General features: G+C 45.9%; 18 protein-coding genes. 10 read left to right on the forward strand and 8 right to left on the reverse strand.

Features of this window, described 5'->3' with window-relative positions:
* Nucleotides 1–337 precede the first annotated feature (337 nt).
* Complete coding sequence (locus OC443_RS25325; RefSeq protein WP_073584976.1) at nucleotides 338–661, forward strand: response regulator; 324 nt, start codon at nucleotides 338–340, stop codon at nucleotides 659–661.
* Between the two features lie 39 nt (nucleotides 662–700).
* On the opposite strand, the gene OC443_RS25330 is transcribed toward OC443_RS25325, so the two are convergent.
* Nucleotides 701–1,348, reverse strand: coding sequence for a DJ-1/PfpI family protein (locus OC443_RS25330; RefSeq protein WP_073584978.1), 648 nt, complete (start codon nucleotides 1,346–1,348; stop codon nucleotides 701–703).
* A gap of 189 nt (nucleotides 1,349–1,537) precedes the next feature.
* On the opposite strand from OC443_RS25330, the gene OC443_RS25335 reads away from it, so the two are divergent.
* The gene (locus OC443_RS25335) at nucleotides 1,538–2,494 is read left to right on the forward strand and encodes a transposase (protein WP_073584980.1); all 957 of its coding nucleotides are present in this window, start codon (nucleotides 1,538–1,540) and stop codon (nucleotides 2,492–2,494) included.
* Nucleotides 2,495–2,796: 302 nt separating this feature from the next.
* Complete coding sequence (locus OC443_RS25340; protein ID WP_143169471.1) at nucleotides 2,797–4,035, forward strand: IS4 family transposase; 1,239 nt, start codon at nucleotides 2,797–2,799, stop codon at nucleotides 4,033–4,035.
* Between the two features lie 188 nt (nucleotides 4,036–4,223).
* Here the strand turns inward: OC443_RS25340 and OC443_RS25345 are convergent, their stop codons facing one another.
* Nucleotides 4,224–4,745 carry a hypothetical protein gene (locus OC443_RS25345; protein WP_073586578.1) on the reverse strand — a complete coding sequence of 174 codons (522 nt, stop codon included), beginning with the start codon at nucleotides 4,743–4,745 and terminating at the stop codon, nucleotides 4,224–4,226.
* Nucleotides 4,746–4,747: 2 nt separating this feature from the next.
* Nucleotides 4,748–5,263 carry an SRPBCC domain-containing protein gene (locus tag OC443_RS25350; RefSeq protein WP_143169470.1) on the reverse strand — a complete coding sequence of 172 codons (516 nt, stop codon included), beginning with the start codon at nucleotides 5,261–5,263 and terminating at the stop codon, nucleotides 4,748–4,750.
* A gap of 95 nt (nucleotides 5,264–5,358) precedes the next feature.
* On the opposite strand from OC443_RS25350, the gene OC443_RS25355 reads away from it, so the two are divergent.
* Together OC443_RS25355 and OC443_RS25360 are read left to right on the forward strand one after the other, a co-directional pair.
* Nucleotides 5,359–6,252: a LysR family transcriptional regulator gene (locus tag OC443_RS25355; protein ID WP_073586579.1), complete on the forward strand. Its 894-nt coding sequence runs from the start codon at nucleotides 5,359–5,361 to the stop codon at nucleotides 6,250–6,252.
* Nucleotides 6,253–6,370: 118 nt separating this feature from the next.
* Complete coding sequence (locus OC443_RS25360) at nucleotides 6,371–6,742, forward strand: sterol desaturase family protein (protein ID WP_262021793.1); 372 nt, start codon at nucleotides 6,371–6,373, stop codon at nucleotides 6,740–6,742.
* A gap of 392 nt (nucleotides 6,743–7,134) precedes the next feature.
* Here the strand turns inward: OC443_RS25360 and OC443_RS25365 are convergent, their stop codons facing one another.
* Together OC443_RS25365 and zigA are read right to left on the reverse strand one after the other, a co-directional pair.
* On the reverse strand, nucleotides 7,135–7,803 hold the full coding sequence (locus OC443_RS25365; RefSeq protein WP_073586580.1) for a DUF1826 domain-containing protein: 669 nt from the start codon (nucleotides 7,801–7,803) through the stop codon (nucleotides 7,135–7,137).
* Complete coding sequence (zigA, locus tag OC443_RS25370) at nucleotides 7,800–9,005, reverse strand: zinc metallochaperone GTPase ZigA (RefSeq protein ID WP_073586581.1); 1,206 nt, start codon at nucleotides 9,003–9,005, stop codon at nucleotides 7,800–7,802. The genes OC443_RS25365 and zigA overlap by 4 nt, the downstream gene beginning before the upstream one ends.
* A gap of 329 nt (nucleotides 9,006–9,334) precedes the next feature.
* Here zigA and OC443_RS25375 point away from each other — a divergent pair, with 329 nt between their 5' ends.
* The 5 genes from OC443_RS25375 (at nucleotide 9,335) to tnpC (ending at nucleotide 13,453) form a co-directional block, all read left to right on the forward strand.
* A complete protein-coding gene (locus OC443_RS25375) occupies nucleotides 9,335–9,814 on the forward strand; it encodes a DUF2867 domain-containing protein (RefSeq protein ID WP_073586582.1) in 480 nt (159 codons plus the stop codon).
* A gap of 107 nt (nucleotides 9,815–9,921) precedes the next feature.
* Complete coding sequence (locus tag OC443_RS25380) at nucleotides 9,922–10,962, forward strand: IS481 family transposase (RefSeq protein WP_073584295.1); 1,041 nt, start codon at nucleotides 9,922–9,924, stop codon at nucleotides 10,960–10,962.
* Between the two features lie 205 nt (nucleotides 10,963–11,167).
* Nucleotides 11,168–11,485: an IS66 family insertion sequence element accessory protein TnpA gene (tnpA, locus tag OC443_RS25385; protein WP_073585475.1), complete on the forward strand. Its 318-nt coding sequence runs from the start codon at nucleotides 11,168–11,170 to the stop codon at nucleotides 11,483–11,485.
* Nucleotides 11,482–11,850, forward strand: a complete 369-nt coding sequence (gene tnpB, locus OC443_RS25390) for an IS66 family insertion sequence element accessory protein TnpB (protein ID WP_083601724.1) — start codon at nucleotides 11,482–11,484, stop codon at nucleotides 11,848–11,850. Before tnpA ends, tnpB begins: the two co-directional genes overlap by 4 nt.
* Nucleotides 11,851–11,917: 67 nt before the next feature.
* Nucleotides 11,918–13,453 (forward strand): IS66 family transposase, encoded by a 1,536-nt coding sequence (gene tnpC / locus OC443_RS25395; RefSeq protein WP_073585476.1) that lies wholly within the window; start codon nucleotides 11,918–11,920, stop codon nucleotides 13,451–13,453.
* A 141-nt stretch (nucleotides 13,454–13,594) separates the two neighbouring features.
* On the opposite strand, the gene OC443_RS25400 is transcribed toward tnpC, so the two are convergent.
* The 3 genes from OC443_RS25400 to fhuB all read right to left on the reverse strand — a co-directional run bounded on the left by OC443_RS25400 (nucleotide 13,595) and on the right by fhuB (nucleotide 21,019).
* Nucleotides 13,595–16,408, reverse strand: a complete 2,814-nt coding sequence (locus OC443_RS25400; protein ID WP_143169293.1) for a DEAD/DEAH box helicase — start codon at nucleotides 16,406–16,408, stop codon at nucleotides 13,595–13,597.
* A gap of 194 nt (nucleotides 16,409–16,602) precedes the next feature.
* Nucleotides 16,603–17,973, reverse strand: a complete 1,371-nt coding sequence (locus tag OC443_RS25405) for a tetratricopeptide repeat protein (RefSeq protein WP_143169294.1) — start codon at nucleotides 17,971–17,973, stop codon at nucleotides 16,603–16,605.
* Nucleotides 17,974–18,961: 988 nt separating this feature from the next.
* Nucleotides 18,962–21,019 carry a Fe(3+)-hydroxamate ABC transporter permease FhuB gene (fhuB, locus tag OC443_RS25410; protein ID WP_073582197.1) on the reverse strand — a complete coding sequence of 686 codons (2,058 nt, stop codon included), beginning with the start codon at nucleotides 21,017–21,019 and terminating at the stop codon, nucleotides 18,962–18,964.
* Between the last annotated feature and the right edge of the window lies 1 nt (nucleotide 21,020).

Here is a 21,020-nt window from a genome sequence, read left to right on the forward strand (position 1 = left end):
CATGAAAAAAATTCATAGTCACCCCACATCCGGCACGCACTGCACAAAACACAATGTCAGATCTCCGGCTTCCTCGTGAAAAGAGCGTTTCTCTGATACATGCGGCTGCAATGGTTTATGGTTTATGGTTTATTGCTTATTTTCGGGTGGAGTCAGGGCAATAACGGCTTCGGTGTGGCAGAGAAAAAATCTATTTCTTTCCGGGGTAAGCGGATTTGGAGTGTGTGTCTCCACACAGAATCCAAAGAATCTGTTTTGTCACAATTCGTCACATCCTTTCACTGTTTATCGCGTATGATAATGGCTTGATTCATTGTCTATCATAGGGTCAAGTACATTGAAACCGTCATGCAATAACCATCCATCCGATCATCATTTTGTCGACAAAAAACACATCATGTTAGCCGAAGATGACATCGAACTTGCCCGGTTGATGAAGGAATATTTCACACATCACTTCACGATCTCTCTGATTCAAAATGGTATAGATGCGGTGCCTGCAATCCTGGAGCAACAACCCGATCTTGTGATTCTTGATGTGATGCTCCCGGACAAAATGGCATTGATGTCTGCAAGCAAGTTCGCCAGCAATATCAGGAACACAGCAAAAACAAACAAAACCGTTACGGTGTGTGTCCCTGTAATTTATTTCTCAAATTAGGGTAAAGTGAGACCAGGACTTTAGCTGCAATAAAGCCTTTTATGTCGTAGTTCGATGAAACGCTGGTTCCTTGTTATGCGAATTTGCCAACTCTGCTGATTGAATCGTTGCGGCAATAAGCTCTTCAAACAACTCTAACTGTCCCGCTGGTATCAATTGATTTTGTATAATTTTTCGTTTGTTTGAGTCAAATAGCCGTTCTGCCAGCCAACCAATGAGATAAATCAGTGAAAGACAACCTCCGGCAGTGGCTACGTTGCCTTCTATCACGAGAGGCAGGTCTTGAACATTTCCTCCCATACTTTGCAGAGCAGGCTTAGCATCTGGATTTGTTGTTAATGGCTTACCTTGTAGTAAACCCAGCTCATGAAGGATGAATGACCCCGCACAAATCGAACCAATTAGCTGCTGATTTGGATCAAGATTCAACGCTGACATAAATTCAGCATCTTTCATAGCTGCCGGAATACCACGTTTACCACTGGTAATAAGAACGACATCTTGATTCGTCACCTCTGAAATATGTCCGTCCGTTTTAACTTTCATACCAAGGTGGGAGTTATGTTCAGATTTAGTTCCAAGTATGCTAACTGTCCAACTATCAGTTGTTCGACCAAGCAAATCGTACATAAGAAAGAAATCTACATCTGTGAAATCATCAAACAAAATAATGCCGACTTTATACATAATATTTTTGTCCTTTTCGCTGTGGGGATGTGAAGGGACATGCCCCCTAAGAAACACCACCAACCATCATACTCACTCAACACAATGATTTCATGACTCTATTTCATCAGTCGCATAAATCATGATTGCCCCTTTAACTCTTTCCCCCAGCGAACATAATCAAATCATCTGTCATTAAATCACAACATCATGACCACACCCAGATCACAGAAAGTCTCACTTGATATCACACCTTACTACCACTGCGTCTCCCGCTGTGTCCGTCATTCTTTCCTCTGCGGGGAAGATGAAGTTTCCGGGAAGTCTTATGAGCATCGTCGTCAGTGGGTTGAAAACCGCATTCTTGAGCTCAGCCAGGTCTACTGTATTGATATCTGCGCGTATGCCGTGATGCACAATCATTATCATCTGGTCGTGCATCTCAACCGGGAGAAAGCAGAACAGCTCACCAACATCGAAGTCATTGAACGCTGGGAAGCTGAACATCTGCTTCCACCGATAATACAACGTTATTTGCGTAAGACATTAACCCCCGCAGAAACCCGACGATGTGACACTATGATTGAATGCTGGCGTCAGCGACTTTATTCCCTCAGTTGGCTGATGAAAGAGCTGAATGTTGAGATTGCCAGACAGGCAAATAAAGAAGATGACTGTACCGGGCACTTCTGGGAAGGACGGTTTAAATCACAGGCACTACTCGATGAAAAAGCACTGCTGGCCGCCATGACCTATGTGGACCTTAACCCTGTTCGGGCCAAAGTGAACCCAACCCCTGAAACCTCTGAGCACACGTCGGTTAAAAAGCGGCTTGATAGTTTGACAAACCATCAGCCCACGCCTGTCGGGTTGTTTCCTTTTATTGGTTATGAACATCAGGACAAACCCGCTGGGATTCCATTCCGACTGATGGATTATCTGGATTGGGTGGATTACGTCGGGCGACAAATCCGGGAAGATAAACGCGGCGCGATTGATGCACGTCAGCCCACAATTCTTTCACGGCTTTCACTCAGCCAAACCGAGTACCTGAAACTATGTACCCATCTGGAACGAAAACGATGCCTGTGGATTGGGCCACCGGAACAGCTGCAAATGGTAAAAACCAGCCTCAACCGACAGCGACTATACGGGATGGTGCTTTAACCCCTGCGCCACTGCACCTACATCTATCAAAATCGGGTTTTCTGAACTCAACGCCTTCTAATATGCAACTTTACGATTAATTCAAACCCGAACACCAACCACTGAATGATTAAAAGTGATCGTTTTCTGTATGAAAGACCATTGGTTTTTGGATCTTTGTTGCGGTGCCTGTCCTCTCAGGGGGATCTCCGTTGGAGTGCCTGTCCTCGTTTTACGTTGGAGTGCCTGTCCCTGAGGTATCCCCACAAATTTTAAAAAAATGTTCAAATAAATCAGGTTGGCAGGAACATTCATGGCTTTTTGTGATCTTAATTGTCACCACAACAAACCAGACCACAGCCATGAATGTCGACCAAATCATATCTCAATTTGTTACTTCTGTCTCTCAAGGGGGGCATCAAACCCGTACTCAATCACTCACTGCCTGCGTACAAAGTGCCATGTCTGGGAACGCCTTGACCGTGACTTCTATGGGGCGGGGGATTCAGTCAAAAGCCCATCAAAAACATAATATTAAACGGGCTGACCGACTCTGTTCCAATCCACACCTTTGGGCTCAAATCCCCTTGATTTATCAGCGAATTTGCACACTCATTGTTTCCAAAAATTCACGACCAACCATCCATGTTGACTGGTCTGACTTAAACCTGAGTAAAACCCTTTTCCTTATCCGGGCGTCCATCTCTTTTCAGGGACGGGCACTCACACTCTATGAAGAAGTTCATCCACTGGAGACGAAAGAGAAACCAGCGACTCATGACCTTTTTCTGAAAACGCTCAAGCTCCTTTTGCCCAAAAATACTTGCCCCATCATTGTAACTGATGCCGGCTTCAAACGTCCGTGGTTCAAGAGCGTTCAGGCTTTAGGATGGGACTTTGTCGGTCGTATTCGTGGACGGATTTGCCTGAGTCCGGATGGCAAGACGATGCAGCTTTGTAAAACCCTGTATCCTTGTGCAACCTCATCCGCTCGTGGGCTGAAAAACTGGTTCATGGGAGGAACATCCCCTTATCCGCTTCAGCTGGTTTTATATAAAGAACGACCCAAAGGCCGGATCGCCAAAACCGCTGGTGGAAAAAGAAAGCAGTCAAACTACAGTAAGAAGAATGCCCGTCGGGCCAGGGAGCCGTGGCTCCTTGCAGCCTCATTAAATTTATCAAAAAAGTCACCCGCTCAGATTGTTCAAATTTACCATCAGAGAATGCAGATAGAAGAAGCGTTCAGAGACCATAAATCCAGTCAGTTTGGTATGGGGATGGAACAGCACCGAACAAAGAGTCACTCGCGTCTGAGTGTGATCGTTTTGATTGGAACACTAGCGCATAACATACTGATATTATTTGGTATTATGATGGAAGAACAAGGGCTTCATAGACACTATCAAGCCAACACAGTCAAAGATCGGAGAGTGCTTAGTCATGTGACATTAGGTCTTCATTTTTATCGTCATGGCAACGCAGATCTCTCTCTCGATGACTGGCATTTAGCCATCCTCATATTACGAGAAAAAGTCACTGAGTCTCAGGTGATTAGAGAATAATTTTGTGGGGATCCCTCAGTGCCTGTCCTCGTTTTAGCCTGTCCTCGTTTTAAGAAACCGATAAAGGCAGGCGCGCAAAATACCTGATCCAATTCTGAATGCAACCGACTGTCCCTCCCCTTGTGGGCACTATCCTTGTGGAGTATGTTTAAGAAAAAGTGACTCTCCTGAACGGCTTACCCACCCGTTTATAGTTCCATGCCAATGTGAATCGTCGGAAACAGCATCCACTGACTTGCCTTATAAACCTGACCATTGATATTCACATCAGTTGCATCTGACAGGTTTCTGTCGATACCGACCCAGGGCGTCACATAAAACCGCTTACCCAGCATCCATTTATAACCGATACGAAAACCAAATAACCCGGCGTCTTTTTTTGTTGTCTGAGAACCTGATTTTAATGAATATCGAATAGATGTTCGTCCATACTCCAAACCAATAAATGCTCCCTCAGGATGAGCACCGTAGTAATCCAGCTTTACACCATACCCTTTCTGTTCAACATTAAAGCTATCATTATCTTTGTACAGATCAGGATACCCGGCCGCAAAAGTACCCACCTGAAAACGGAATCCATGGTCTTCAACACCCATATGGACAGAATGACCGTTTAATGCAAAAGAAAATGGGTCAGTCTCGATATACGTTTTCGCAAGCAGTTCCGCCCCCGGCACAAAAACAAGTATGAATAGTGTCCATCTCATCATCTCTAACCCTTCATTTCAACCAGTTGTTTAAGCGCAACATTGTGGGCAAGGAAACTTTCTATCGTGCCTTTTCTGATGATGCGCCACAGTAACGGCACCAACAGACCGCTGAATTTTTCACCGTGGTAAAGTTTTGTCTGTCCGTTTTTATCTTCTTCCAAAGTAAAATAGTGCTCACCATCAAAAAGTCCTTTAAACCATAGATGACCAATCCAGCGAAGCTCTCTGTTCCGCTCCAGATTGACTACTGTTGGCCTTATTTTCATCGTACCGACCTCTTTTAACTCAATCTTAATGTTTAGCCGGCAGCCCGGCTTAAGATCACCGTCTATTGATCTGATCAGTGGACTCCACTGACAGTAAGACTTCAGATGACTTATCCGGGCATAGACCGCCTCCGGTACCTCATCGATAAAAATCGTCGTTTCCAGACATCGTTGAAAAAATGCCGGAACAACTGAAACGTTCTTCTCATTCGAAAGATGGTCTTCTGCCACTTCGATTACCTTCGATATCATCACCGCCCCTCTGCCTTCTGTCATTCAATAACCAGATCTTATATAGTTTATAATTGAATATAAATTGGCTAATTCCTTATAGGATCTATACATAAATGAATATAGATAAAATCGACTGGAACCTATTAAAATCATTCGTCTTCGTCATCAGGGAAGGCTCTCTGTCGGCGGCAGCACGAGCGTTGCGCAGTACTCAGCCAACAATAGGCCGGCATATTGAAACACTCGAAGACGAGTTAGGAATAGCGTTATTCACCCGCTCCAGAGAAGGGCTTAAGCCTACGGAAGAAGCGTTGAATCTATTTCCTGAAGCTCAGGCAATGGCGGGCTCCTATCAGGCACTGATAAGAAAAATATCCGGCGAGAATCAGAGTCATACCGGCACAGTAAGACTGGCGGTAAGCGAGATTGTGGGAATAGAAATCCTGCCCCCGTTACTAAAAAAATTTCACCTTCAACACCCCCAGATCAAAGTAGAACTGTCAATCTCCAATCAATCCGAAAATCTATTAAAGCGTGAGGCTGATTTGGCGATACGGATGAGCCAGCCAAAACAAGACGCTTTGATTGCAAAGTATATTGGTATCAGTCCGGTTGGGTTGTACGGACACAAAGACTATCTGAAACAATATGGAACACCCAAACACATGAATGAACTCAAAACACATAAAACGATCGGGCCGGATGAAGATTACGCATTTTTAGAGCTACTTAAATCGAGCCAGCTCAACATCAGCAGAAACGATCTGTTTTTCAGAGTCGATAACCAGATAGCGCAGTTACAACTACTCCGGCAGGGGCTGGGAATCGGTGCCATGCAAATACAACTGGCCAAAAAAGAGCCGGATTTAAGCCGGGTTCTGGAACGTGATATCGAAATACCCATGCCAGTCTATCTCATTATGCATGAAGATCTGAGAACAACCCAAAGAGTCAGAGTCCTGTTTAACTTTTTAGTGAATGAAATGAGCCACTTTGTTGAACAATAGCCTTCACTGATTTTCAGAAGATCCGCGAAGATACGCTGATACTGAAATTAAAGCGCAGTCCCGTGAAGTCGTTGTTGATTGATCTTCCTTCCTCCGGATGAATGTCTCGACTGTCTCAATGGTCCCATTGTATTTGCTTGGCGCAGACACCGCAGCACTCAATATTTATGTCACGTTTGCCGCGCTGCAAGCGGTCCTGATTCATTGCAACACCTCGATCCCATTTGGTCCGCTCAAGTATCTTTTCGTCACGCCTCAGTTTCATCATTGGCACCATAGCTCAGAAAAACCCGCGATTGATACCAACTATGGTGCTCATACCGTGATCTTTGACCGCCTGTTCGGCACCTATCATATGCCAGTTGAACATTGGCCCGCAGACTATGGCACCACCATTCGACTGCCCCGACATGTGCCCGGGCAAATTTGGTATCCTGTGCGGGTGAACTGGCAACGCTGGCAACGTCAGCGAGCCAGCAAATCAGCATAAGTCATTCCAGCCAAGCCACAACAGACATCTCGTTGAGGCCTGGTTGATTGCCGCACCAGCCTGCGGGTTCGGGGTTTGTGATTAGTGCCTGGCGTACGGGTGCCACCATCGCACCGAGGCTTGCAGGTATTCTCATGCAGCAAGGTGCCGGTCAACGAGCCTCAATCGACAGCGACTTTACGGGATTGTGCATTAACCCCTGCGCCACTGCACCCACATCTATACCCAAATCGGGTTTTCTGAACCCAACGCCTTCTCACATGCATTGTTATCAGCCCGAAAACAAGCCACTGAATGATTAATAGTGATCGTTTTCTCTGTGAAAGGACCATTGGTTTTGTGATCTCCGTTGGGGTGCCTGTCCTCGTTTTAGGGTGCCTGTCCTCGTTTTACTAGACAAAATCCAATGTGAGTAACAACCGTCGCTCACGCGATGTGATTTCTGGCGAACGGTGTACGAGCCCCAGATTTTCGTTGCCTTCCCAACCACTGCCTTTCAATAAAGCCACATCGCCGGGCTGCATCTGTTTTATCGCCTGGTCATGTTGAAATAACCCCGAAAGATGATCCGGCTGACCCAGGCTGCCAGCACCCAGTTTACGCCGGTCAATCTTCTCATTTTCCAGCCACTGAGTCGCTGCTCCCACATAAGTTGTCACCAATCGACACGGCACCCGGTCTACATGAAATTTCGGGCACATGGGGTTATCTAACATCGTGAGCCGCAGGCCCGCCTCTTTCAAATCAAACAGGCAGCAGAACATATCCACGATCAGCGCAATATCTTCACTCAGCGCAGTGGCACAAGCATAGTCAGATAACTTCTCCTGCACCCATTGTGCAACATCATCTGGCGTCACCGTTTGAACCAAAGCCAATGAGTTGGCTTCCTGAAGCATCTCAGTGATACCCCGCATCACTTCCGGGGCCAGTGTCCGTTGCCAGATTGCAATGTTGTGCTCTGGCTGATAAATCGTTGTCAAGATCTCCGGCTGACCGGCGATTGACGGTGGTAAACGCTTTCTCACTGGCGCAGGGCTGACGGTCATATCAAGATTCATTCATCCATCTCCCAGGCTGGAAATGGATCGGGTAATGTCTGCCAAAACGCTTCTCCGGCCAATAACGCTTCTTCATTGAGCAGACATTCATCCAGTGCTTTCGTCATGGCGACCTGATCCAGCCCCTGACCAATAAACACCAGTTCCTGACGCATATCACCAAAGGGCTCCACCCAAAGCGCCTCAATCGCCGATAAGTTCTCCGGATCGGTTGGCCACTCTGCTTTCGGTACCGCTTTCCAGAACATACCCGCAAACCCATAGTCTGCAATCCCACCGGCCTGGTTCCATTGCCCCACGCACTCAGGACGGGAGGCCAGCCAAAAGTATCCTTTCGAGCGAATCAGTTTGCCAAAGCGGGTCATATGATGCAGAAAATCGTAGAATTTTTCGGGATGGAAAGGCCGGCGCGCCTGATAACTAAAACTACTGATGCCATATTCTTCCGTTTCCGGAATATGCTCGCCTCTTAACTCTTTTAACCAACCCGGCGCCTGCTGAGCCCGTTCGAAATCGAACAACCCGGTGTCCAGTACATCGGCAATATCCACTTGACCGTTTTGGATTGGAATAATACGAGCCTGGGTGTTGAGTGTTTTCAAAATGACGTGCAAGCGTTCGACGTCATCGGCACTGGCGAGATCCGTTTTACTCATCAAAATCACGTCAGCAAATTCGACTTGCTCAATCAGCAGATCCGTAACACTGCGTTCGTCGTCTTCTCCCAGATGCTCGCCCGTTTCCTGCAACGACTGCGCCGCTTCGTAGTCACGCATAAAATTAACGGCATCCACAACCGTAACCATGGTGTCTAAGGTGGCCACATCAGAGAGCGAGATGCCTTCTTCATCGGCAAAGGTGAAAGTCTCTGCGATCGGCAACGGCTCAGCAATACCGGTCGATTCGATCACCAGGTTATCGAAACGACCTTCTTTCGCCAGTTGATTCACTTCCAGCAGCAAATCTTCTCTCAACGTACAGCAAATACAGCCATTGCTCATTTCTACCAGCTTTTCTTCTTGATAGTTGAGTGAGACTTCGTTTTTCACCGACGCTGAATCGATATTTATTTCACTCATATCGTTGACAATCACCGCGACTTTTTTGCCCTCACGATTATTAAGAATATGGTGAAGCACGGTTGTTTTGCCCGCACCGAGAAACCCGGACAACACCGTGACCGCAGTTTTTTTCTGATTCATCTTCCTCACTCCAATGCTTATCTTTCTGCTGATTGATTGCCAGTTGTCATATCCCGAATCCCCCAGGCTCAAACCACATCGCTCCTGGCCGGTCTGCCTATCCAAATAGGGACGGTTCTCTGGTCAATTATAGTTATGTTATAATATAACAAAATCACTTACCAATCTTCCACCCATACATCCTCTTCAAGGGATTTAAGATGTCCCCGGTATTCTATTGTTCATAAAATTAAACAATGTGTTGAATTATTACCTGTTGTTTAATTTTTTATAACTATCTAATCTAAATCAACATGACCGTCCGCCAGAGCTACAGAGGTAACTTAGTGATGAATCACACCAATACGATCATAAGCTCAATTCCGGTTTCATTGCCTGGTCACTTTTTGCCTCAGGCAAACTGGGCTGATTGTTATGAAATTGTCGCAAAGGAAAAAAATCTTAAAAGTCCGGCAGCGGTCGCAAAGATGTTTAGCTCCCAACCACCATGGTGGATAAAAGCGTTAAATGGTGTTCGAAATAAAATTGTGGGTTTAATCGGTATCAAATCAGGAGAAATATCTGTTGATCAACAGCAGGCAGGTGCTTTTCCCATCGTGAGTCAATCTGAACAAACAACTGTGATGGGGTTTGACGATTGGCATCTGAATTTCAGAGTCGTGGTGGAAACAATGGAAAAAGCCAGTGGAACCCGGGTCCGTTTGTCGACTTTTGTCCAACGTCGTAATTGGTTTGGTTACCTCTATATCTTTCTGATCACCCCGTTCCACAAACTCATCGTAAGACGACTACTCAAAAACCTGTCCTGAGGTGAATTAGTCACAACCTAATCTGACACATCTTCTTGAAAAGTTGAGAGTTACCCGTTTTGATAAAGGTGCTGAATCTTTAATCAAACAAAAAAGAGGTAACTCTCATGCTTCATACTAACAATCCCATTATCAAACACAAAGCGGGTTTATTAAATCTGGCGGAAGAATTAGGCAATGTTTCCAAGGCATGTAAGATTATGGGCGTATCCAGGGACACGTTCTATCGCTATCAGGAGCTTGTCGAGCAAGGCGGAATTGATTCCTTAGTGAATCAGTCCCGCAGAGCACCCAATATTAAGAACCGGGTTGATGAATCTACAGAAAAGGCTGTCGTCAGTTACGCCATCGAATTTCCAGCTCATGGTCAGGCGCGTACCAGCAATGAACTCCGTAAGAAAGGAATCTTTGTTTCCGGCAGTGGTGTCCGGTCGATCTGGCTACGGAATAATCTGGAGAATTTCAAAAAACGGTTGGCCGCTTTAGAAGCCAAAGTCGCCAGTGAAGGAATCATTTTAAGTGAAGAGCAGGTTGCAGCGCTGGAGAAAAAGAAACAGGATGATGAAGTGTGTGGTGAAATCGAGACGCATCATCCCGGCTACCTGGGGTCACAGGACACATTCTACGTCGGTAATCTCAAGGGTGTTGGCCGGATTTACCAGCAGACCTTTGTCGATACTCACAGCAAAGTGGCTTTCGCAAAACTTTATACCACAAAAACACCGATCACATCGGCTGATTTACTCAACGATCGTGTCTTACCGTTCTTTGAAGCCCATCAGCTTCCGCTGCTGAGGATTTTGACGGACAGAGGCACAGAGTACTGTGGCAAAGTGGAGCAGCACGATTATCAGCTGTATCTGGCTATCAATGATATCGACCATACAAAAACAAAAGCCAGACATCCTCAGACAAACGGTATCTGCGAGCGTTTCCACAAAACGATTCTCAATGAATTTTATCAGGTCACGTTCAGGAAAAAGCTCTACAGTTCATTAGAAGAGTTGCAAAAAGATCTGGACGAATGGCTGGATTATTACAACAATGTTCGAACTCATCAGGGAAAAGTCTGCTGTGGGCGGACACCGATAGAGACATTATTGGATGGAAAAAAGATTTGGGCAGAAAAGAATTTAGCTCAAATCTAATCTGACGAAAGCACCGAAAAAATGGGTAACTGTCAGATCAGGTCTGAGCTAGTACACCTGAGGCGTATGGCGGGTTGCAGGGAAAAAGTCTATCTCTTTCAGGGGGGTGTGGGTTTTGTGTAAGCGCTTAATACTCCACAGACTTCAATTGTGAAACAGAACTCCGCATCATGTCTGCCGACATGATTGATGGAGACTAAACACTATGGCTTCCCTTAACCCCCATATCTGGCTGAAACATATTGAATCCTGGAAACAATCCGGCATGACGCAGGCACAATACTGCCGGGAACACCATCTCAGCGCTAAAGCTTTTTATTACTGGAAAACCAAAGCACAACGCCACGAAAAAGCACCGGAGCAAAACACCCCAACAGTCACGGCGGGTTTTGCCGTCGCCCGGATTGAGCAGACAATGCCAACAACCGGGCTGTCGCTTTCTCTGCCGGGCGGGGTGACCATTCATGACATTCAATCTTCCAATCTCTCTACCGTTATCCAGTTACTGGAGGCACTGCAATGAGCAATATGACACTGCGTCCTGACCCGGCACTGGTGCAGGTCTTCCTTTATCGTGAGCCGGTGGATTTCCGTAAATCGTACCGCGGTCTCAGTGCATTGGTTGAGCTGGAGCTCGGGCATAACCCGTTCAGTGGTCATCTGTATGTCTTCACCAACCGCCAACACAATAAAATCAAGTGTCTGTTGTGGGAAGATAACGGATTTGTCCTTTACTATAAAGCGCTCGCCGAAGAGAAATTCCGCTGGCCGAAACCAGAAGAAGAGGTTGTCACACTCACCGGACAGCAAATCAACTGGCTGCTGGATGGCTATGATATCTCGTTGATGAAAGGCCATAAAAAATTGCATTACGAGGCGCTCTTTTAGCGACATTGATGTTTAATTCTGATATAATGAATACCTGTTAAAACAATAGCTTAAGGTATTTTTAATCGTGACTTCTTCTGCTGACAACCGGTCTGAAATTGAGTGGCTTCGTGCACAGTTAGCCGAAAAAGAAGCACAACTTCAGTCTCAGTCAGAACATATCGCCATCCTTGAAGAAGTCGTCCGGCTGCTGAAAATCAAACGCTTTACACCTTCGAGCGAGAAAACCAACCCGTCTCAGTACCTGTTGTTCGATGAAGCCGAGCTGGTCACTGACCCTGAGCTGGATGCGCACGAAAAACAAGACCCGAAGAAAAATACCTCCCCAAAACCCCGCGGCCGCAAACCACTGTCAGCTGATTTACCCCGCGAGCAAATCTTCCTGTACCTGACTGACGAAGAAAAAATGGGCGCCAAAAGCACCTTCTTCGCCAAAGTGAAAGAAGAGCTGGACATCGTGCCAGCCAAAGTTCGTGTACTGGAATATATGCAGGAAAAAGCGGTGTTCTCAACCGGTGAAGGGCAGCACATCATCACGGCCGCACACCCCAAACATCCGCTGCCGGGGTCACTGGGCAGTGTGGGGCTGATTGCCCATGTGCTCACAGCCAAATATGTCGATGGTCTGCCCCTTTACCGGATTGAAAAGATGCTCAGCCGTTATGGCGGGGATATCTCCAGAGCCACGCTGGCAAATTATGTGATGAAATCCGCGCAGGTGCTTCAACCACTGGTAAACCTGCTGCGGGATTATCAGAATGCCGGGCATCTTATCAATATGGATGAAACCCCGGTTCAGGTACTGAAAGAGCCGGGTAAGGCAGCAACCTCTGATAAATATATGTGGGTGTCACTGGGTGGTCCGCCGGATAAACGCAGTGTGCTGTTCCATTATGCGCCTTCCCGTGGCGGAAACGTTCCGGTTGAATTACTTGAAGGATTTAAAGGCTACCTGCACACCGATGGTTATGCGGGGTACCATGCTGCCTGTGAGAAATACGGGCTGACCGCTGTCGGCTGTATGGACCATGCCCGGCGTAAATTTACCGAAGCTCAGGCAGCGCAGCCGAAGGGAAAGAAAGCGAAGGTCAGTCAGGCGGACAGGGCGCTCAGCTATATCAACAAGCTCTATCATATTGAAAGACAAATCAGTGACCTGAAAGAAAAGACAGAGTATACGCCGGCGCAGGTGGTCGCTTACCGTCAGCAACACAGCGTACCGGTACTGGAAAAACTCAAAGCCTTCCTTGAAAAATATACCGGAAAAATGCCGAAAGACAGCCTGACCGGAAAAGCTATCAACTATATGCTCAATCAGTGGCCGAAGCTTGTGGTTTACTGCACTGACGGAACGTTGCGAATCAGCAATATCTTAGCGGAAAATGCCATCCGCCCGTTCGTGATTGGACGTAAAGCCTGGTTGTTCGCCGACAGCTCACAGGGCGCGAAGGCCAGTGCGGTCTGCTACAGCCTGGTGGAAACGGCAAAGTTGAATGGTCTGGAGCCATATGATTATCTTCATACTGTCCTGAGCAAACTGCCCTATGCGGAAACTGTTGAACAGGTTGAATCTCTTCTTCCGTGGAATATCGCCAGAGGTTAAATCCCCGGGTTGTTGGGTTCAATGGTGTCGAGTATTGAGCGCTTACGGTTTTGTGGTGGCGGATCAATGTCTGATTTTTAGGGGTGTCCCCCCGGTGTTTCTCGGTATTTCTGAATCACAGAGACTGTTCTCCCATTGCCTTTATTCATAAAACAGTCCACCAGCTATAGGGAATACACCCTCAGGATGGAGTAATTGGTTTGATTTAGCCTGCAAAACTTCTAAGCCTTTCTGCTCTATTTTTTGGAATAAATCTTTTAAATTCTGCCTACTATTTTCATAGGAAATAACCTTGTCTGATCTCAGCCAGTCGCAGAAATCCTGTGTATTCATTACAATGTCTTCATCTTTATTTATATGAATAATGACTAACTCTTGTCGCTGTCTTAACCCCTGAGCATTCTGCCATCTTAAATATGAACAAACTACAGCTCCCTCAAGTTTAGGCATGTGGCCAATAGAAGCTGTGAGTCCTCCAAACTCATATGACTTGGCTTTTTCAATCAAATACTTGAATATGAAGTTATCAAGATCCATCATCTCGCAGTTTCTGCGATTAGTGTAGTGCTTGCGGTCAAAAGTAATCTCCCATCTAGTTCGTCTTACCCTTAGGTCTATTGCTAACTCTTCAGGCAGCCGAATCTGCCAAATAAGGTCTTTATGGGTCTTATCAATAATTTCGATATCCAATAATTTAAACATGCCCGTAATAAACGATTTCACATGTTCTAAAGTGATATTAAGCTCTTCTCTGGTCTCATAAGGTTCAAAACCCGCTGCATATTCAAACAGTTCTCGCTGTTTGCTCGCTGCACTTTTCGCTTTCTCTAATGCTTTTTCAATACGCTCTCTAGTACGAGTGATACCGTCACTTGTTGCCTCTAGTAGGATATTTTCAACATCTACCAAATCAGCTACCTCTCCCATAATGTCTTCACTCAATCTCTCATTGAACTCACCACTTAATGACGACAAATCCCCAACAACCTGCTCAATTCTCTCATGCATCAATTCCATGATTTGGTCATCCATTGACTCAGGAGAGTAAAGGTTAAATACAACCACTCGATTTTTTTGTCCGTAGCGATACAAACGTCCAATCCGTTGTACCAATCGCATTGGGTTCCAAGGCAAATCATAATTAATCATAATGTGACACTTATCTTGAAGGTTGATACCTTCTCCACCAGCTTCTGTGGAAATCAAGAACTGCCCCGCATCTTCGAAATTTCTAATTGCTTCTGTGCGGTTCTGATGCTTCATAGAACCATTAATTAAATCTACGCAGCCAACACCATAATGTTCCTCCAAAGCTACTTTTAGGTAATTTTGTGTAGAACGATACTCAGTAAAAATTAATATTTTCTCTGATTTGTGATTTGCCAAGATCGACGGGATCAGTTTCTCCAAAAACTCTTTCAATTTTGGATCATTTCTTAGAACTTGTTCGCTTTCAGCAATCAGAACATCCAGTTGTTCTAGTTCACCATCAAAAAATTCTTTTCCTTGCAGGGCTTGTAGTTGCTGTTCTTCTGATTCACCTGTGTATCGCTCATCCAATTCATCACTAACAACTAACGTACAAGCCTCTTCAATTAATCTGAATTTCCTGTTGTTCAGCGCTTTGTTAATTGCTTTAGCACTGGATGCGGCCAGCTTTCGGTAAACGGTCATTACAAATCCTATTGCATTGCCGATTTGTCCCATCTCTCTGGCAGTCTGGTAACCCTTTCTTAGATAGGATTGAAGCAACATGTCAAAATGTTTCATAGATTCGTCATGAGTAACACGAATGGATTTGGTTGTTTTACCCTTGAAAATGAAGTTACCTTCCAAATCGGTCACATCTGACTTGTTATTCCTGATCATCATCTCTGACAGAATTTCAGGATTTAGAGCTAATGTATCAATTTCTTCTTTTCTATCTGGATTAAGCAGCATCAATAAACTTTGGAACTTGTCGGGTTTACCTTGATGAGGCGTAGCACTCAACAGTACCATAGCCTTAGTTTTCCCCCTCAGATAATTGGCGAGTTGAAATCGATGTGATGCTTCATATTTCATTCCATATTGCCTGCGGCTGAGTCGATGGGCCTCGTCAAAAATTACAAGATCCCAATATTCTGCCCTTAGCAGTTTTTCCAAATGGTGCTCTTCTTTGAACCGATCGATTGAACCAATAACGTGTTTATACATACCCCATTCACGTTCTTCTTCAATGTTAAAGTTTTCACCATATATCCTGAATTTGCTAAGTCCGAACTTATTATGAAGCTCTTCTTTCCACTGTGCGGTCAGTCCAGCAGGAGTAATTAGCAAGACACGCTCAGCTTGTCCTCTCTGCTCTAGAGCTTTGAGCAACATTCCTGTTTCAATCGTCTTACCCAGACCAACATCATCGGCAATCATCCAATTAAGGTGCCCAGAGGCCAGAATATGGTGAACCAAATGCACCTGATGAGGTAAAGGGTCAATTGGTAGCCGAGATAATGAGCCTGTGTTTTCGTTCCAGTTCTCAATCGCATTAGCGAGAACTTTTAACCTAAATATTTCTGGTGAGGCATCGTCACCAAAGTCATTTGTGCAAAAACGGTGTTTTACACCTTTTATCCACGCCAGCCTCTCATACGGTAACCAACGTATAATTGATGACTCAGAAAAATGAACCAAGGCTTGGTGGAAACCGGCAACCTCTCTGGTTTTAAGTACTATACCCTCACCCAAAAAAGCTTCTGTTTTAGACATAGGAACGTACTGTACCTCCATCCCGACCTCTAAACCTGAAACAACGGAGTTAAGCGGTACTAAAGTTTGTCCGAAAGCAGCATTTTTCCAATGAACTTTTATTGTAACTCCATCGATACCTCCCATGACTTGGCGGATAATCCCTTTGCCATTTTTTGCATGTGATACCCAGCAATTTTTTACAGGCTTCAGTCTGTTATATGTTTGCACTATTCCATATCTCCTTGTTTCGGATTATCCAACAAATTCCTGAGTCTTAACATTTAATCAGCGGTGTAAACGTCGCCCAAAGAGTAATTCTCAGATGCATACTTACTAAATTGCTATTTCTTTCAATGTGAACACCTCATTCAAATAAGCATGACAAAACCAAAATACATGTAAACATTATGGGGACAAGAAAATCAAAACCTCCCATCGTTGATGTTTAGATTTCTGCTGTGGAGACAATAATGAAAGAAATATTTACTGAAAGCAGGAAAACACAGTCGTAAAACCCGATTGTTATACCAATACTCAAACTCTGTCTCTAAAAGGTCATAGACCTCTTCAAAAGTCGGTACACCATTAAAGAGTCGAATCAAGCGTAACGATTGCTTCCAGCTACAATGCTTATAGGTTGCAGTAGTACTTTCGCCCTGTGCCCACACTTTTGCAAAGGTAATCCAATACCGCGGAGAATCCTGCCAAAACTTCTTCACTTCTAAAGCAAGCTCCAGTTCTTCATATGTAGCTCCGGCTTGAACCTCTCTTTTTAATGCTTTGTATGAATTGTTCCAGCCAGCCCCGGTGAACACCTCAACTAAAAATGGTAACTTACTGGAATGCCATTCCAGTTCGATAACAGCATCTACTGCGACAAGACGGGCGCGCCTTTCAAGGGTGAGACGGTTATCTAAAACACCATCATCTATGCTTTCCTCTTCTTCATTATCTGAAACATCATCCCAGAGAGCATAAAATTCCATTTCATTGTCTTCAAACGGTATTGTCTCTTCACTTGTATCGGTGACATCTCCAGTGCTTCTATATGCCATCCCCTCAAAAACAGTGTCTTCAAGCCCCGCTGCATCTGTACAGTTTTCAAATAAATCCAGTTCTTCCGATTTCCATTCATTAAAAACCTTTCCGTCTTGTTCCATTAATGAAGAAGTGGACACTTCATTTTGATATTCTTCTTGCTGCTCTGAAGGATTACTACTTTGTTCAGGTTCACAAATATAAGTATTTTCACCTTTGTCCAGCTTATCAAGTGAACTAATCGTATCAGTGAAATCAGTTTTTATTTCATCATCTTGAGGAGAGAAATGTGTAGGTGGACACCTATGCACATCCTTATAAAAAATCTGAACTTTGCCTTTATCTTCAGCAGCAATTGATTGTTTCTTGGACTTAAGACTCAATGTCTTTCTACGCAAACTCTCTTCTTCAACGTTTGGCTTTTCAAACCTATATTCTTCCTCTTCAAGCTCATTGGATTGTTCAGCCAAAAAAGCGAAATCATCCTCATTGGGTAAGTTAAAATCGGCTTCATTATTGGATAGTGTTAACTCGCAACTAGCTGTTTCGGTGTATTCCCTTGTTCTATCGTACTCATTGAATCTTTGATAAAGGTTGCTCAATATATTGAGTAAATTTTCAGATCGGGGCTTTGCATTATGGGCGTCCTCCAATAATTGAATGGCCTGTACAATTTCACCCTGTTCTAGCAAACAAGCAATCCGTATTAAAACTTGAACATCACTTAAAAAGGATAGCGGAACAGATTCACACATATAACTAACGACCCGTCATCTGGTTCAAAAGCTCTTTAGCGTTAATTTTTTAGATGGGCACACCAACATTAAACTTCCTTACTTATTCCGGCACCCACAAGTACTAATAATCCCAAATGTAAGAACTTTAAAATAAAAGGACCGTCACTCATTTCTGATTCCTCTTTGAGCCAGTAAGGAGGAACTGGGGCGCGTTTCGTTCAACCGAAGAAACTCACACAACCAGACGAGCAACATATATGATAAGGCCCTGAATACAGCCGACTGTTCCCGACAATATCCTCAGCTTATTTACATTCCTAAAATGCCACAACTCTCCCTTCATCAATAAATAGAATTGACCAAACACCCAGTAATTCAAATGCACTTGCTCGCTGAAAGCGGATACTTTGAACAAACACATATAATTTGTGTGGTTTTTGTTGTTTGTCTCATGATGGATGTGAGCAAAGGTGAATTTACAATGGGTTTAGATCAATGATGCTTATATTCGGTATGTATTCCCACAGCGTGGGAACGAGGTTAAACAAAACACAGTCAAATTGATCGCAGCTCTAAGGAGAAACTTTCACGACGAAAGTTTCAGATTTGTCAGCGCAGGGAAGCGCTTACAAATCGGTCCTGTCCACGCGTGACCAAGCCCAAAAAAGACGTTTTTGGTTCCTTTTGGCGTCTGCCAAAAGGAACTGGGGCGCGTTCGGTGCAGCCAAAGAAACCGACAAAGGCAGGCGCGCAACAAACCCTACCACCAAAGCCAAACACAGCAGAAACAAACAAAACCGTTAGGGTGTGTGTCCCCGTAATTTAACAAACACATATATTTTTTGTGGCCTTTTTGTTTATCTCATGATGGATGTGAGCAAAGGTGAATTTGCAACGCGTTTATATCAATGATGCTTATATTCGGTCTGTATTCCCACGGAGGACCGTGGGAACAAGGGTAAAAGACAGAAAACTGTTAGTGTCCCCATAATTTTGTAAAAAAAACTCATACCATCCGCTTGCTTTTCAGCAATAACGCGATGAAATAAAGGCCGCCAATAATAGAGACAAACGTGCCGGCGGGGAGCTGGAATGGATACATCAGTTGCTGCCCGAGCCAGTCAGCCAGCATGAGCAGGATTGACCCAATCACGGCGGCCATCGCCATCTGCTGCCGAACAGACGTTGCGCCCAGCATGATGGCGATGTGTGGCGCAAGTAAGCCCACAAACGCGACGGGCCCCATCACCATAGTCACCGTGCTGCACAAGAGCGCCACACAGACCAACAGCCCCACAAATGCCCGGTTGACCGCGAGACCGCGCGCCGCAGCAAAGGCGCGCCCGGCCGAAAGGAGCGTCAACCAACGGCTCAGCGCCATGGCAATGCCGATTAATCCGCTGACAGCGATCATGACGACAAGCGCCTGCGTTGACGTCACCCGATAAGTCGAACCGGATAACCAGTTCAAAATCGCATAGGTGTCTTCATTGCCCTGTGCTAACACAAATTGCACCATCGCATCCACCATCGCAGTCAGCGCAAAACCGTTGAGCACGAGTATCGACGGGGCGAAACGGTGCCGGCGTGACAACATGAGCAACAGCAGCAAAACCGAGACACTGCCGGTAAATGCTAAGACCGGGGCGGATTGAAAAATATTCAGCCCGAAGCATAAGCTGCCCGTCACCAACGCAAGGGTCGCCCCTGCAGACAGCCCTAAAATATCCGGACTGGCAAGCGGATTATAAATCAAGCGCTGGAGTAACACGCCAGCCACGGCCAGCCCGGCGCCCGAAACCATCGCCGTAAGCAAACGCGGCCAACGCAGGGAGGCTTCAAAGGCGTTGGGCCATTGCAAGACCCAATGCACCTCATGACTCAGTGTGGTTTGGGTGAAAAGAAAACCGCCGCTGACGATCACGACAAAGATCACCCCCAGTGCCAGTGACACCCGCCCGACATGACGAACAATCGCGGCAGGCGGGGTAAAAAAGACATTATCCTGCGCATAACGATGCTGCCTCGCCACATAGATAAGTGCCGGGGCACCAATAAAAGCGGCAACAATGCCCGTCGGAATCAGGTTCAGGGAGTGTTGACTCAGGAATATCGCCAGTGCATCGGCACCGGTGAGCATGATCATGCCCAACAGGAGACTGGCCAGCATCTCTTGCAGTGGGGTGCGCGCGCCCAGGCGACGGGCGACATTCGGTGCCATTAAACCGATAAAACTAATCACACCGACATCGGCAATCGCGGTCGCAATCAACCCGGCGCAAAGCAGGATGATCCCCGCCAGCGTGAAACCGAGTTGTACTCCTCTTGCTTTCGCATTCTGGTGGCCGAGCCGTAACATCGCCAGTACACGCGGCGCCCCGACCAGCAACAATCCGATGGGGAACAAACCTGTCAGCAGATGTAAAACCTCCGCCCAGCCATTTTGGGCCAGATCCCCCGCTCCCCAAAGGAAAAGATGTTTGGCATATTGATGATTGAGCAAGGTCAACGAGACCGCAACCGCACCCAATAAGATATTGACGGCCATCCCGGCCAGAACCACAGGCAGCCCGGACAGGTTGTCGACGCCGACAATGATGACCACCAACCCCACCGCCATCAATGCGCCAACCCAGGCAGCCAGATGCCCCCAGTCATTGACCCAGGCGGGTGCAAAAATACTGATGACCACCAGCGCCAGCCAACTGCCTGAAGCCGTCCCCAGCGTGAAAGGCGATACCAGACTATTCTGCGTCAGTTGCTGCATCACACTCCCGGCAAAGGCGAGAATGGCCCCGACAATCATCGCGGCGCAAAGCCGGGGGAGCTGTGAAGACAGCCATAAGGTTTCTGCAAAATTCCAGGAGACCGACACATCGTCCGTGTGCGACAACAGATGTCTCAGCAACCGAAGGATCACGCTCCCCTGCGCCTGCCATGATAAATCACTGCCCACACTCAGCCATATCAAGATGGCAACAACGAGCCCACACACGAGCCCATACCCGAGAGAAAAGCACCGGTTTCCCGGCACTGTTTTTGTTATTTGATCGACGGATTGCATT

Origin of the sequence: Vibrio quintilis, assembly GCF_024529975.1 — a bacterium.
Taxonomy (GTDB): Bacteria; Pseudomonadota; Gammaproteobacteria; order Enterobacterales; family Vibrionaceae; genus Vibrio; species Vibrio quintilis.